Origin of the sequence: Roseixanthobacter liquoris (assembly GCF_043195135.2) — a bacterium.
In the GTDB taxonomy this organism is placed as follows: Bacteria; Pseudomonadota; Alphaproteobacteria; order Rhizobiales; family Xanthobacteraceae; genus NCEH01.
On the sequence record NZ_CM195537.1, the window covers coordinates 719,005 to 732,435 of the forward strand.

General features: G+C 67.3%; 11 protein-coding genes. 6 read left to right on the forward strand and 5 right to left on the reverse strand.

Features of this window, described 5'->3' with window-relative positions:
* Positions 1 to 142 precede the first annotated feature (142 nt).
* Positions 143 to 910 carry an alpha/beta hydrolase gene (locus V5F84_RS03200; RefSeq protein ID WP_394043909.1) on the reverse strand — a complete coding sequence of 256 codons (768 nt, stop codon included), beginning with the start codon at positions 908 to 910 and terminating at the stop codon, positions 143 to 145.
* Positions 911 to 926: 16 nt separating this feature from the next.
* A complete protein-coding gene (gene dapE / locus V5F84_RS03205) occupies positions 927 to 2,117 on the reverse strand; it encodes a succinyl-diaminopimelate desuccinylase (RefSeq protein ID WP_394043910.1) in 1,191 nt (396 codons plus the stop codon).
* A gap of 173 nt (positions 2,118 to 2,290) precedes the next feature.
* Here dapE and V5F84_RS03210 point away from each other — a divergent pair, with 173 nt between their 5' ends.
* The 4 genes from V5F84_RS03210 (at position 2,291) to V5F84_RS03225 (ending at position 8,280) form a co-directional block, all read left to right on the forward strand.
* A complete protein-coding gene (locus tag V5F84_RS03210; RefSeq protein WP_394043911.1) occupies positions 2,291 to 4,846 on the forward strand; it encodes a DUF3772 domain-containing protein in 2,556 nt (851 codons plus the stop codon).
* Between the two features lie 77 nt (positions 4,847 to 4,923).
* A complete protein-coding gene (locus tag V5F84_RS03215; protein WP_394043912.1) occupies positions 4,924 to 5,436 on the forward strand; it encodes a CAP domain-containing protein in 513 nt (170 codons plus the stop codon).
* Between the two features lie 100 nt (positions 5,437 to 5,536).
* Positions 5,537 to 7,147 (forward strand): AMP-binding protein, encoded by a 1,611-nt coding sequence (locus V5F84_RS03220; RefSeq protein ID WP_394043913.1) that lies wholly within the window; start codon positions 5,537 to 5,539, stop codon positions 7,145 to 7,147.
* Between the two features lie 182 nt (positions 7,148 to 7,329).
* Positions 7,330 to 8,280: a cupin domain-containing protein gene (locus V5F84_RS03225; protein WP_394043914.1), complete on the forward strand. Its 951-nt coding sequence runs from the start codon at positions 7,330 to 7,332 to the stop codon at positions 8,278 to 8,280.
* Positions 8,281 to 8,418: 138 nt separating this feature from the next.
* Here the strand turns inward: V5F84_RS03225 and V5F84_RS03230 are convergent, their stop codons facing one another.
* Both V5F84_RS03230 and rpmB read right to left on the reverse strand, forming a co-directional pair.
* On the reverse strand, positions 8,419 to 8,997 hold the full coding sequence (locus tag V5F84_RS03230) for a queuosine precursor transporter (RefSeq protein WP_394043915.1): 579 nt from the start codon (positions 8,995 to 8,997) through the stop codon (positions 8,419 to 8,421).
* Positions 8,998 to 9,032: 35 nt separating this feature from the next.
* Positions 9,033 to 9,332 (reverse strand): 50S ribosomal protein L28, encoded by a 300-nt coding sequence (rpmB, locus tag V5F84_RS03235; protein ID WP_394043916.1) that lies wholly within the window; start codon positions 9,330 to 9,332, stop codon positions 9,033 to 9,035.
* Positions 9,333 to 9,588: 256 nt separating this feature from the next.
* Here rpmB and V5F84_RS03240 point away from each other — a divergent pair, with 256 nt between their 5' ends.
* Positions 9,589 to 10,776 (forward strand): succinylglutamate desuccinylase/aspartoacylase domain-containing protein, encoded by a 1,188-nt coding sequence (locus tag V5F84_RS03240; RefSeq protein ID WP_394043917.1) that lies wholly within the window; start codon positions 9,589 to 9,591, stop codon positions 10,774 to 10,776.
* On the opposite strand, the gene V5F84_RS03245 is transcribed toward V5F84_RS03240, so the two are convergent.
* The gene (locus V5F84_RS03245; RefSeq protein WP_394043918.1) at positions 10,764 to 11,759 is read right to left on the reverse strand and encodes a LysR family transcriptional regulator; all 996 of its coding nucleotides are present in this window, start codon (positions 11,757 to 11,759) and stop codon (positions 10,764 to 10,766) included. The two genes, V5F84_RS03240 and V5F84_RS03245, sit on opposite strands and share 13 nt — an antisense overlap.
* A 121-nt stretch (positions 11,760 to 11,880) precedes the next feature.
* Between V5F84_RS03245 and V5F84_RS03250 the strand changes: the two genes are divergently transcribed.
* Positions 11,881 to 13,377 carry a CoA-acylating methylmalonate-semialdehyde dehydrogenase gene (locus tag V5F84_RS03250; protein WP_394043919.1) on the forward strand — a complete coding sequence of 499 codons (1,497 nt, stop codon included), beginning with the start codon at positions 11,881 to 11,883 and terminating at the stop codon, positions 13,375 to 13,377.
* The last annotated feature ends 54 nt before the right edge of the window (positions 13,378 to 13,431 follow it).

Consider the following 13,431-nt stretch of genomic DNA (forward strand, 5'->3'; position numbering starts at 1 on the left):
TCATTGTTTCACGGAAACAATGAAATGCTCCAACTCATTGCTTTTTTGCATTTTCTTCACGCGAACCGGTATCCACCTCGCTCGAAAATGCTCTAAGCGCCAGATGTGCGGCGCCCCGTGGGCCGGGTCAAGCGGCGCGCGGTCAGACGAATTCCTCCAGCACCGCCGTGAGCCGCTCCAGATCCTCCGGCCGGGAGAGGCGATGGTCGCCGTCCTTCACCAGCGAGAACACCACGTCGTCCTCCGCGAGGCAGGATACGAGGCGCATGGCGTGCTGCCAGGGCACGTCCACATCCTGTGCGCCCTGGAGGATGCGGACCGGACATCCCACCGCGAACGGGGCGCCAAGAATCAGATGGCGCCGCCCGTCCTCGATCAGGGCGCGGGTGATGACATAGGGATCGGCGCTGTAGTCGGAAGGCCGCTCATAACGGCCGGTCTCCAGGATCGCGTGCTGCGCCTCGGGCGGAAAGCGTGCCCACATGAGGTCCTCGGTGAAGTCGGGCGCGGGGGCGATGAGCACGAGGGCCTTCAGCCGGCTCTCGCCCCGTGCCGCGAGGGTGCGGGCGAGCAGCAGCGCCATCCAGCCGCCCATGGACGAGCCGACGAGGATCTGCGGCCCTTGGGTCTCCCGGTCGAACACGGCGAGCGCCTCGTCGGCCCACGCCGAGATGGTGCCATCCTCGAACTGGCCGGCGGATTCCCCATGGCCGGAATAATCGAACCGCACATAGGCCTGCCCGCGCTGGGCCGCCCAATGGGCAAGCGCCTGCGCCTTCGAGCCCATCATGTCGGACTTGAAGCCGCCGAGCCACATCACGCCGGGCACTTGGCCGGGCAGGCGGCGCACCGCGATGGCGCGGCCGTTCACGTCGAGATGGGAAAGGATTTCCGCGCCGGGAGTGGTCATGGTCGGTTCCGAACGGTCAGGCCGCGAAGGCGGCGAAATAGCGCGCGATCATCAGCTCATAGATGCGGGTCAGGTCTTCGAGGTCGGCGACCGGGGTGGATTCATCGACCGCATGCATGGTGCGGCCCACGAGCCCGAACTCTACCACCGGGCACAGGTCCTTGATGAAGCGGGCGTCCGACGTGCCGCCGGAGGTGGAATGCTCCGGCACGCAGCCCGTCACTTCGGCGATGGCGCCGCTGACGAGATCGACGAACGGGCCGGGCGCCGTGAGGAAGCTCGTGCTCGCACCGGTCTGGAAGCTCACGTCATAGGACCCCGTGCGGTGTGCCGAGGCGAGGCGCCGGGTGATCTCGGCCTTCAGGCTGTCGAGCGTGAACTGGTCGTTGAAGCGCACGTTGAACTTGGCCTGGGCCTCGGAGGGAATGACGTTGAACGCGGGGTTGCCGACGTCGACCGACACCACTTCCAGGTTCGAGGGCGGAAAATGCGCCGATCCGGAATCGAGCGGCTGCGCGGTCAAGGCCGTCAGAAGCCGCAGGAGGCGGGGCACCGGATTGTCCGCCAGATGGGGATAGGCCACATGGCCCTGCTTGCCGTGCACGCGGATGATGCCGGAAAGGCTGCCGCGCCGGCCGATCTTCACCGCATCGCCGAGCGCCGAGGGATTGGTGGGTTCGCCGAGGATGCAATGGTCCACCCGCTCGCCGCGGGCTTTCAGCCATTCGACCACCTTCACCGTACCGTCCAGGGCGGGGCCTTCCTCGTCGCCGGTGATGAGGAAGGAAATCGCGCCCGTGTTCGGTGCGCCATGGCGTGCCGCCGCAGCCAGAGCCGCGGCGACCGCGCCCTTCATGTCCACGGCGCCGCGGCCGAAAAGCTGCCCGTCCGCCACCTCCCCGCCGAACGGGGGATGCCGCCAGGTGGCCTCATCGCCCGGCGGCACCACGTCCACATGGCCGGCGAAGCACAGATTGGGCGCGCCGGAGCCGATCCGCGCATAGAGATTGGCGATCGGGGTCCCCGCGCTGTCGAACGGCAGGAGCGTGACCTCATAGCCGACGCTTTCGAGAATCTGGGCGACCAGGGCGATGGCGCCTTCGGCATGGGGGGTCACCGAGGGCGCGCGCACCAGGGCCTGGGCCAAAGCAAGGGGATCACGCACCGCGATCGGGGCTTCGCTCTTGACGGGAAGGGGGCTGCTCATGGAGGTAGGTCCGCCGAGGTTTTCCTGTTCTTAGTGCGCTTCGCCCACGAATGGAAACAGTCGCGCGCGGCGGACCCGGTGCGTATCGCGGCCATTTGCGGGCGGCCATCAGTCTGCCGCCTTCGCTTTCCTATAAGGGCGCCTTGGTACGGGCGCCCCCTGGAGGTTTTCTCATGTCGCGACCGATCGCGCGCGCCGCCGTTCTGGCCGCAGTCCTGATCGCCGTCCTGCTCGCCGGCATGGCCGCGCCCGGCTTTGCCGCCAGCGATCCGGCCGTGCAGGCCGCGCGCGAGAAGGTGGACGCGACGCGGTCCTCGCTCGACAGCATCGAGGGCGCGCTCTCGGTGGAGGGGCTGCGCGCCGACGATCTCGACGAATTGCGCAACCGCCTCGATCCGGTGCGCCGCGAACTGGCCCAGCGCACCGATGCCCTGGTGCCGCGCCTCGCCAATGCCAAGACCCGCGCGCAGGAACTGGGCGAGCCGCCGGCTGCCGGCGCGCCGCCGGAAGATCCCTCCGTCACCGCCGACCGCGAGAGCATGCAGAGCCTGATCGCGGAGCTGGATGCGGTGATCAAGCAGAACCGTGCCCTGCTGGTGCGGGCGGACCAATTGTCGGACCGCCTGTCGAGCCGCCGCCGCAGCCTGTTCACCGGGCAATTGTTCGACCGCTCCATGAGCATCCTCGACCCGAGCCTGTGGACCGGGGCGGCGAGCGGGCTCGGCAGCGAGGGCCGCTCGCTGCGCTTCCTCGCGAACGACTGGCTGGCTTTCGCCCTGCAACGCCAGGGCGCCCCGGTGCTGGTGGCGATCAATGCCGGCGCGCTGCTGATCTTTGCCCTGGTGTTCGCCGGCGGGCGTTTCCTGCGGCGCAAGTTCGCCTGTCCTCCGCCGGCGGAGGGCAACAGCTATTCGCGGCTCCGCTCCGGCCGCGAGGCGGTCAAGATGGGCGTGTTCAACGCCTTGACCACGCCGGTGGCGGTGATCGCGGCCTTCGCGTTCCTGGGCGGTTTCGACATCACGCCGCCGCGCGCCGCCGACGTGATCCACGGACTGCTGGTGGCGGTCTTCATCCAGTCGATCGGCCTTGCGGTGTCGCGCGCGGTGCTGGCGCCGGGCGAGCCCTGGCGGCGGCTCCCGCCCCTGTCGGATTATTCCGCGAGCCTCGGCTATCGCTATTTCACCTGGATGGTGTGGACGCTGTCGATCGCGGCCTTCCTCAATTCCATCCATCGCGCCCTGTTCGCCCCGGTGGCGCTGACGGTGGCCACCAGCGCGGTGATGGCGCTGCTGATCGGCCTGTTCATCTCCCGCATGCTGGTGGTGCTCGCCCGCGAAGGCGAAGAGGAGACGGGCACGGGGGAAATGCCGAGCAGCGGCGTGCCCTGGGTGCGGTTCCTGATGTGGCTGCTGCTGGCGGGGCTCGCCGGCGCGCTGGTGGCGGGCTATGTCGGCCTCGCCGCGTTCGTCGCCGCGCGGATCGTGGTCGCGACCACCGTGATCGCCGGCCTCTATGTGCTGAACGCGCTGATCGAGGCCTTCTTCGGCAGCCTTACGCCGGAAGCGATCCATGCCCGCCAGCTGTCGCGCACCCTCGGCCTGCGGCAGGAACGGCTGGACCTGCTGGGCACGCTGATCGCCGCGCTGCTCAAGCTGATGCTGCTCGCCATCGGCCTGCTGGTGATCGCAGGCAGCTGGGGCACCTCCACCGCCGACGTGATGGACACCATCGAGCGCGCCTCGTTCGGCGTGCGCATCGGCGCCACCACCATCACGCTGAGCAACGTGGTGTATGCCGTTGCCCTGCTGATGGCGGGTATCTTCATCGCCCGCACCATCCAGCGCTGGGTGTCCACCAAGTTCCTGCCCCGCACCGGCCTTGAACCGAGCCTGCAATCCTCCATCGCCACCATCGTCGGCTATATCGGCACCATCGTCGCCCTGATGGTCGCCATGGGGGAGATCGGGCTCAATCTTGAGAACATCGCCCTGGTCGCCGGCGCGCTCTCGGTCGGTATCGGTTTCGGCCTGCAATCGATCGTGTCGAACTTCGTATCCGGCCTGATCCTGCTGGCGGAACGGCCGATCCGGGTGGGCGACACCATCAATGTGAAGGGCGAGGAAGGCTATGTGCGCCGCATCAGCGTGCGCTCCACCGAGATCGAGACCTTCGAGCGGGCGACCGTCATCGTGCCCAATTCCGACCTGATCTCGGGCATGGTGAAGAACTTCACGCACTCCAACACCACCGGGCGCGTGATCGTGGCGGTGAACGTCACCTATGACGGCGACCTGGAGGAGGTGCGGGACATTCTGGTGGCCTGTGCGTGCGACCATCCCCAGGTGCTGCAATCGCCGCCGCCACGCGTGTTCCTGACCAAGTTTTCCGACGCGGGCCTCGGCTTCGAGCTGCGCTGCGTGGTGGCGAACGTGGATTACGGCCTGACGGTGAAAAGCGATCTGCACTTCGCCATCCTGACGCGCTTCCGCAAGGCGGGTATCGGCATGGCCTGCCAGCCCTGGGCGGCGCTGGCGCGCGCCCCCGCCGACCTGGTGCCCCCTCCGCCTCGGCCGGAAGGCGCCCCGCCGGCAGAGATTGCGCCGCCGCCTGCCGCCCCGGCCGCAGCTCCCCCCGCGCCCTCGTCGGCCCCCGTCGCTGATGCCGCGGAGGAGGAAAAGCCCAGCCGCCCGGGCATCATCGGCGCGGCGCAACAGCCGGAGGGCGCCTGAGGGAGAGGATGCTAACGCTTCCTAAACCTCGCCGCCCTCACATAGCGGGCCGAAACCTTTCCAGTTCTGGAGGCCGCATGCGCGCCGCTCCCCTCATCGTGCTCCTGTCTTTCCTGCTGGCCGCCTGCGGCACGACGGAAGTGGAGCCGACCAAGCCCGCTTTCTATGACGATCTCGCCAAGAGCGGGCAGCCCGTGGACCCGGCCGCCGCCGCCTCCATCATCAGCGCCTACCGGACCGGCAAGGGCCTGTCCGCCGTGACCATCGATCCCGCCCTCAGCCGCGTCGCCCAGGACCAGGCCGATGCCATGGCCAAGGCCGACACGCTCTCGCATGAAGTGGGCGGACGCACCTTCGTCATGCGCATGAAGGCCTCGGGCTATGACCCGGCGATTGCGGTGGAGAATGTGGGCGCCGGCTATCATACCCTCGCCGAGGCGTTCTCCGGCTGGCGCGACAGCCCGCCCCACAACAAGAACATGCTCACCCCCGGCGTCACCCGCATGGGCATCGCGACCGCCTTCAATCCGCGCTCCAAATACAAGGTCTATTGGGCCCTGGTGCTGGCGCAGCCGGAGAAGGTGCGCTGACGCGGGCGTCCGTGTCCCGGCCGGTGCATCGCACAATGAGGATGGACGCGGACGCAACAGCGCTTTAGCTTGCGTTCCTGCCTAAGCTTTAAGCAGGAAGGTGACGTTGTCCGCATCGGGTGAGTATGAACGCCGTCGTGCCGCGTTCCAATGGCACGTTCCTGCGCGCTACAACATCGCAATCCACGCCTGCGACAGCTGGGCCGAACGCGAGCCGGATCGCCCGGCCCTGTTCCTGCCGCGCGAGAACGGCTTCGCGCCGCTGAGCTATGGAGCGGTGGCCGCCGCCTCGAACCGGCTGGCGCGGGCACTCGCCCGCCGCGGCATCGGGCGCGGCGACCGGGTGGCCATCCTGCTGCCGCAAGGGCTGGAAGTGCTCGCCACCCATCTCGCCCTCTACAAGCTCGGCGCCATCGCCGTGCCGCTGGCGGCGGTATTCGGCATCGATGCCATCGCCTATCGCCTGGAGGATTCCGGCGCCGCCGCGCTGGTGAGCGATGCGGCGGGCCTCGCCAAGCTGCCGGTGCGGCCGGCCGGCCTGTCGGTCCTCGTCTCCACCGACGGCCCCTCGGGCGACGTGCTCGGCTTTCAGGAAATGAGTGCCGGCGAGAGCCCGGCGCCGCTGCCGATCGACAGCGGGCCGGACGATCCGGCGCTGATGATCTACACCTCGGGCACCACGGGCCAGCCCAAGGGCGCGCTGCACGGCCACCGGGTGCTGCTGCCCCATGTGGCGGGCATGCAATTCACCCATGACGATCTTCCCAAGGCCGGCGACCGCATGTGGACCCCGTCCGACTGGGCCTGGGCCGGCGGGCTGCTGAACACGCTGTTCCCTTCGCTCGCGCTGGGCGTGCCGGTGGTGGTGCAGCCGCCGGGCAAGTTCGACCCCGAGCGGGCGTTCCACATGATGGCGCGGGCGCAGGTGCGCAACGTCTTCATCCCGCCGACGGCGCTCAAGATGATGCGGGCGGTGCCGCGCCCGCGCGAACGCTTCGGCTTCGACCTGCGCACCGTGGGGTCGGCGGGGGAGGCGCTGGGAGCGGAGACGTTCCAATGGGGGCGCGAGGCCCTGGGCGTTGCCATCAACGAATTCTACGGCCAGACCGAATGCAATTACGTCATCGGCTCCAACGCCGCCATGGGGGTCGCGCGGGCCGGCGCCACGGGCAAGCCTTTGCCAGGCCATGACGTTGCGGTGCTGCGGCCCGACGGCACGCCGTGCGCCGTCGAGGAGATGGGGCAGATTGCCATTCGCGCGCCCAACCCGGTGATGTTCCTCAATTATTGGAACCGTCCCGAGGCGACGGCGGAGAAATTCTCCGGCGACTGGATGCTGACCGGCGACCTCGCCCGGCAGGACGGCGACGGCTATATCCATTTCCTCGGCCGGGATGACGATGTCATCACCTCCGCCGGCTATCGCATCGGCCCGGCGGAGATCGAGGACTGCATCCTGCGCCATCCCGCCATCGCCATCGCCGCCGTGGTCGGCAAGCCGGACCCGGTGCGCACGGAAGTGGTGAAAGCCTTCCTGGTGCTGAAGGACGGCGTGGTGCCGAGCGAGGCCTTGAAGGCCGAGGTGCAGGCGCTCGTGCGGAACAATCTGGCGGGCTACGAATATCCTCGCGAGATCGTGTTTCTGGAGGAACTACCGCTCACCAGCTCCGGCAAGGTGATCCGCCGCCTGCTGCGGGAGGGGGATTACTGACGCCCTGAGCCAGCTGCGGACCCGCGAGGTTCATATTCTCGTATTCTTCAAATTCTAAGACCGTCGCCGGCAGGTACGGGAGGTACTGGAGTGTCGTCACGCTCCGGGCGTTGCCACCCGTCTCGGTGAGCCACCGCCGTCGGAAGACCGCGGTCGACATTATTCAATTTGAGGATATGAGAATGACGGTCTCGTCCCGGGCCAAGTGGGCTGAAGACGCGCGCTATTTCGAATACACCAAGGTTGCAAATCCGATTGGGCATCAAACTCCGAAATGCCCCCTTGGAAGTTTTGACCGTCAGCTGCATCAGGGCGGCGAAACCCGCATCATCCCGCTGGATCTCAGCGCGGGCCTCATGTGTCCCAGTCCGGCGACAAGCCCCAATCTGAGCGCCAACTTCATTCGGATCAACGCCGGCGAGAGCATCACGACCTCCATCAATGCGACGTCCGAGCTTTATTTCGTGATCGAAGGCAAGGGTCAGACGCAGATTGGTGGCGACGCCCTTCCCTGGGAGCAGCACGATCTGTTCACGCTGCCCCTCGGCGCGGCGACGCACGTCGCCACCACGGACAGCGTCCTCTACTGGGTCCACGATCAGCCGCTGCTGACCTATCTCGGCGTTCGCGCAGAGACGCCGCGGTTTCGTCCGACCCTCTTCCGGCACGAGGACGAAGACAGCAATCTGAGCGCGATCCGCAATGATCCGCATGCAAAGGACCGCAATCGCGTCAGCGTGCTCCTGGCCAACAGCCAGTGCGCGATGACCGAGACCGCCACGCACGTTCTCTGGGCCATGTATGGCGTTCTGCCCGCCGGAGCGACCCAGCTGCCTCATCGCCACCAGTCCGTGGCGCTCGACCTCATCATCCATTGCAAGCCCGGCTGCTACAGCCTGCTGGGAGAGGAACTGGACGCAGACGGCAATATCATCAATCCGGTCCGCGCCGACTGGAACACCGCCTCCGCCTTCGTGACGCCGCCCGGCTGGTGGCATGCCCATTATAACGAAACCGACGAGGACGCTTTCCTGTTGCCGATCCAGGACGCGGGTCTCCAGACGTTCATGAGAACGCTCGACATCCACTTCTTCCACAAGGATCACCAGAGCTTCATCTCGTTGAAGAAGTGAGAAGCTCTGAGCGGAGGCTGGAGGTGCAATCCATCGCCGCGCCGCACTGATTTCGGGTGCGGTCAGGAAAAGCCGGACCGGGCCGTGGCAGCTCTACATGCTTCCGCGGCCCGGCCGGCCCGAGCGGCGTTGCCCGCTTCAGGCGCGGGCGCGCTCCGGGCCGGGCCACGCCGGCATGCGGGCGATGAGGGCGCGATAGGGGCCGAGGAACAGCAGGATCATGGCGAGCTTCACCCCATAGTCGAACACCGCCCAGGTCTGCCACGGCAGGTCGGTGCCGGCGAAGGCGAGGGTGAAGAAGACGATCGTGTCGATGGCGCTGGAGATCAGGCCCGAGACGAAGGGCGGCATCCACCAGGCGCGGCGGCGCAGGCGGTCGAACACGCGCGCGTCCAGCAATTGGGCGGCGAGGAAGGCGGTGCCCGAGGCGAGTGCGATGCGCGGAGTCGCCAGCCATGCGGAAAGCGCCACCGCCAGCGCAAACCCCACATAGATCACCCGCCGCGTGCGGGCGGGCCCGAGGCGTCGATTGGTGAGATCGTTCACCAGGAAGGTGACGGGATAGGTGAAGGCGCCATAGGTGAGGTAATCCGCGAGGCCGAACGGCTCGAACGGAAACTGCACCAGCACATTGGCGGTGAGCACCGCCGCGCACATGAAAAAAACCGCGAGCGCAAACGCCCGCGGTTCGGATTGCAGCGGAAACAGGCGCGCCATGGCGGACCGCCCAGACCGTCGATCGCGAGACGCGATCAGGCGGCCGGCTTCGCCTCGGCGAGGGCCTTGACCACGAGACGCTTCAGCTCGAGGGCGCGCTGGGAGAGCTCCTCGTCGCGCGCCTTCTTGAGGAAGGCATCGAGGCCGCCGCGATGATCAACGCTCTTCAGCGCGTTGGCGCTGACGCGGAAGCGCACCGAACGGCCGAGCACTTCGCTCTCGAGCGTCACGTTGCAGAGATTCGGCAAGAACCGGCGCTTGGTCTTGTGGTTCGAGTGGCTCACGAGGTGGCCAGTCAGAACCCCCTTGCCGGTCAGGTCGCACCGCCGGGACATGGCAGAAGTCCTTCAAATTCGTTGGTCACGGACGCGGAAGCCCAGGGCCGAACCCGACCCCTCGTCTCACACCCGCATGTATCGGGAAGGCGCTCGTATAAGGGGAGCCGGCTTCCGCGTCAAGGTGGGGAGGCGGGTTCCGGTGTCATGGCGCCGGGCAGGGCGCCTCCGGCGGTGCCGCTGGGGCACGGGGAGAGATCCGCAATCGGCGTGTATGGTGGCGCCCGAACGTCGATTTTCAGCCCAGGGCCGCCCCATGCCAGACCAGCCGGACGAACGCCTCGATCGCCGCGACTTTCTGATCGCGTCCCTTGCAACGATCGGCGGCTCGGCCGCGCTGGTCGCCGATGCGGGCGCCGCGAGTGCCCAATCCCAGCCCCCGACCGCACCGTCCTCGGGCACGGTCTATACCGGCGACACGATCCAGGGAAAGCAGGTCGTCAGCACGCTCGACGTCGGCGACCTGGAGCCGGGGCGGACGCACTTTTTATATTTTCAGGGCGTCCAGATGCCCACGGGACAATATTGGTACGTGTCCGTCACCGTCGCCAGGGGGGCAAAGCCGGGCAAGCGCGTGGTGCTGGTCAGCGGCGTGCACGGCGACGAGATGAGTTCCGTGCATACGGTGCAGAGCGTGATGAATCAGCTCGATCCGCGGCAGATGTCGGGCACGGTGATGGCGGTGACGGACGTCTCCCGCCCGGCGCTGGAAGGCATGCAGCGCCGCTGGCCCAACGCGGGCCGGGGCGCCGATCTCATTGACATGAACCGGGAATGGCCGGGCAATGAAAACGGCCTCACCGCGCCCAGCCGGCATGCCGGGCTGCTGTTCAACCGCCTGCTGCGGCCGAACGCCGATGCGGCCATCGATTTCCACACCGGCACCACCGGCTTCGATGTCACCGCCTTCAACATCGCCGGCCTGGATGTGCCCGCCATCAAGGCCATGGTGGAGCTTTATCCCGTGGCCCAGATCTTCGACAATCACGTCTATCCCGGCGTGCTGCACAATGCCTTCATCGACGCGGGCATTCCCGCCTTCACCCCGGAGATCGGCGCCGCGCGGGTGCTGAACCTCGAAATGGCCGCGCTGTTCGTGGAAGGCACGATGAACGTCCTCAAGCATCACGGCATCCTGCCCGGGCCGATGGGGCGCACGGGGAAGGACGTCAACGTCTTCATCGGCAATAGCGCGTTCCCCATCCTCGCCACCCAGGGCGGGCTGGTCGAGCATCTGGTGAAGCTGAACGACAAGGTCGAGGCCGGGCAGAAGGTGGCGGTCCAGCACGACAGTTTCGGGCAGGTGGTTGCGGAATATACCAGCGGCGTGGCCGGCGCAGTCACGGGCCAGCGCAGCGACGCCATGGCCGAGCCGGGCAACCCCCTGATCTTCATCCTGTTCCACAAGCCGACGCCGGATGGCGGCGAGACCTATCCCGAATGATCGGGCGGGGCGGGCGCCTCTGAGCGCTGGCCAGGCGCGGGTTCGAGGGACACGGCTTTTCCCTTCGTCTCCCCCCGTTCGGCCGGCAGAAATACCGCCTGCGCCTCCCGCGCCGCCTTGGCGATGAAATCGGCGGCGACTTTCACGCGGGCGAGATCGCGGGTGTCGGCATGGGTGAGCAGCCAGAAGCTGCGGATCAAGGACACCTCCTGCGGCAGAAGGGGCACGAGGTCGTCGGCGGTGTCGCCCATGAAGTTCGGCAGCACGCACACCCCCGCCCCGCCGCGCGTCGCCATGAATTGCGCCACGAGGTTCGAGCTTTTCAGGCGCGGTCGCAGCTCGCGCGAGACCAGCGGCACATAGTCCAGTTCGGGCGCATAGATCAGATCGTCGATATAGCTGATGAAGGGATGGCGCAGCAGCGCCGCCCGGCTCTCGATGGGTCCGTGGCGGGCGAGATAATCGCGCGCGGCATAGAGGCCGAGGCGATAGTCCGTGAGCTTCCTCGCATGCAGGCGCCCTTCCTTCGGCCGGCTGATGGAGATGGCGATATCCGCCTCGCGTTTCGACAGGCTGAACAGGCGCGGCATGGCCAGCAATTGGATGTCGAGCGCGGGATGCAGCGCCGCGAGCGCGCCGATGCGCGGGGCGAGGAAGAAGGTGCCGAAGCCGTCCGGCGCGCCGATGCGCACCGCCCCGGAGACGCCGAGATCGGCCCCGCCAATCTCCTGCTGGGCGCCGGCGGCCAGCGTCTCCATGGCTTCGGCCGTCGCCATCAGCCGTTCGCCCGCACTGGTGAGCACATAGCCGGCCGGCTGGCGATCGAACAGTTTCGCCCCGAGGCTATGCTCAAGCGCCGCGAGGCGGCGGCTGACCGTGGAATGCTCCACCCCCAGCAGGCGCGCCGCCGTAGTGAGCTTGCCGGTGCGGGCGATGGCCAGGAAATGGCGCAGGTCCGCCCAGTCGAACGCCGCCGATGGCATGTGAAAATCCGCACAGTTACCGTGCGACAATAGCCCTGGATGTGCAAAAAATGATAGGCCATTGTGCCGGCCAACAAGCGACGCCAAAATCTGGGAAACGCTTTAAGCAGGGAGGCGCATCATGCGCGATATCGGCCATTTCATCGGCGGCAAGCACGTCGCGGGCACGTCGGGACGCTATGGCGACGTATGGCAGCCCATGACGGGCGAAGTGGTGGGCCGCGTGGCGCTCGCCTCGGCCGCCGAGATGCGCGCCGCCGTGGAGAATGCCAAGGCCGCGCAGATCGGCTGGGCCGCCACCAATCCCCAGCGCCGCGCCCGCGTGATGATGAAGTTCCTCGAACTCGTGCAGCGTGATTACGACGCCCTCGCCGACCTGCTCGCCCGCGAGCACGGCAAGACCGTTCCCGACGCCAAGGGCGACATTCAGCGCGGCCTGGAGGTGATCGAGTTCGCCTGCGGCATCCCGCACCTGCTGAAGGGCGAGTTCACCGACGGCGCCGGCCCCGGCATCGACGTCTATTCCATGCGCCAGCCGCTGGGCGTGGTGGCCGGCATCACGCCGTTCAACTTCCCGGCCATGATCCCCATGTGGAAGTTCGGCCCCGCCATCGCCTGCGGCAACGCCTTCATCCTCAAGCCGTCCGAGCGCGATCCCGGCGTGCCCATGAAGCTGGCCGAGCTGATGATGGAAGCCGGCCTTCCGGCGGGCATCCTGAACGTGGTGAACGGCGACAAGGAAGCGGTGGACGCGATCCTCGACGACCCGGACATCCAGGCGGTCGGCTTCGTCGGCTCGTCCAACATCGCGCAATATATCTATGCGCGCGGCGCGGCTTCGGGCAAGCGCATCCAGGGCTTCGGCGGCGCCAAGAACCATATGATCATCATGCCCGACGCGGACATGGACCAGGCCGTGGACGCCCTGATCGGCGCCGGCTACGGCTCCGCCGGCGAGCGCTGCATGGCGATTTCGGTGGCGGTGCCGGTGGGCGACTATGCCGCCGAGAAGCTGCTGGAAAAGCTCGTCCCCCGCGTGGAAAGCCTGAAGATCGGCCCGTCCACCGATGTCACCGCCGATTTCGGCCCGCTCGTCACCCGCGAGGCGCTGGAGCGGGTGAAGAATTATGTCGACATCGGCATCAACGAAGGCGCCAAGCTGCTGGTGGACGGCCGCAATTTCAAGCTCCAGGGCTATGAGAACGGCTTCTACATGGGCGGCTGCCTGTTCGACAATGTCACCGCCGACATGCGCATCTACAAGGAAGAGATCTTCGGCCCGGTGCTGAGCGTCGTCCGCGCGCCGGACTATAAGGAGGCCCTGCGCCTGCCGACCGAGCATGAATATGGCAATGGCGTCGCCATCTTCACCCGCGACGGCGATGCCGCCCGCGACTTCGCCTCCAAGGTGCAGGTGGGCATGGTGGGCATCAATGTGCCGATCCCGGTTCCCATCGCCTACCACACCTTCGGCGGCTGGAAGCGCTCGGGCTTCGGCGATCTCAACCAGCACGGGCCGGACGGCGTGCGCTTCTACACCAAGACCAAGACCGTCACCTCCCGCTGGCCCTCGGGCGTCAAGGACGGCGCGGAATTCGTCATCCCCACCATGAGCTGAGCCAAGACGGCGCGTCTGGCCTTGCCGGCCGCGCCGGTTCGCTCCAACCGTTGT

Bases quoted from the DNA above. Each gene is read 5' to 3' on its own strand.
- V5F84_RS03250 (WP_394043919.1), top strand. From the start codon at position 11,881: ATGCGCGATATCGGCCATTTCATCGGCGGCAAGCACGTCGCGGGCACG.
- V5F84_RS03200 (WP_394043909.1), bottom strand. From the start codon at position 910: ATGACCACTCCCGGCGCGGAAATCCTTTCCCATCTCGACGTGAACGGC.
- rpmB (WP_394043916.1), bottom strand. From the start codon at position 9,332: ATGTCCCGGCGGTGCGACCTGACCGGCAAGGGGGTTCTGACTGGCCAC.
- V5F84_RS03230 (WP_394043915.1), bottom strand. From the start codon at position 8,997: ATGGCGCGCCTGTTTCCGCTGCAATCCGAACCGCGGGCGTTTGCGCTC.
- V5F84_RS03240 (WP_394043917.1), top strand. From the start codon at position 9,589: ATGCCAGACCAGCCGGACGAACGCCTCGATCGCCGCGACTTTCTGATC.
- V5F84_RS03215 (WP_394043912.1), top strand. From the start codon at position 4,924: ATGCGCGCCGCTCCCCTCATCGTGCTCCTGTCTTTCCTGCTGGCCGCC.
- V5F84_RS03210 (WP_394043911.1), top strand. From the start codon at position 2,291: ATGTCGCGACCGATCGCGCGCGCCGCCGTTCTGGCCGCAGTCCTGATC.
- V5F84_RS03245 (WP_394043918.1), bottom strand. From the start codon at position 11,759: ATGCCATCGGCGGCGTTCGACTGGGCGGACCTGCGCCATTTCCTGGCC.
- dapE (WP_394043910.1), bottom strand. From the start codon at position 2,117: ATGAGCAGCCCCCTTCCCGTCAAGAGCGAAGCCCCGATCGCGGTGCGT.
- V5F84_RS03225 (WP_394043914.1), top strand. From the start codon at position 7,330: ATGACGGTCTCGTCCCGGGCCAAGTGGGCTGAAGACGCGCGCTATTTC.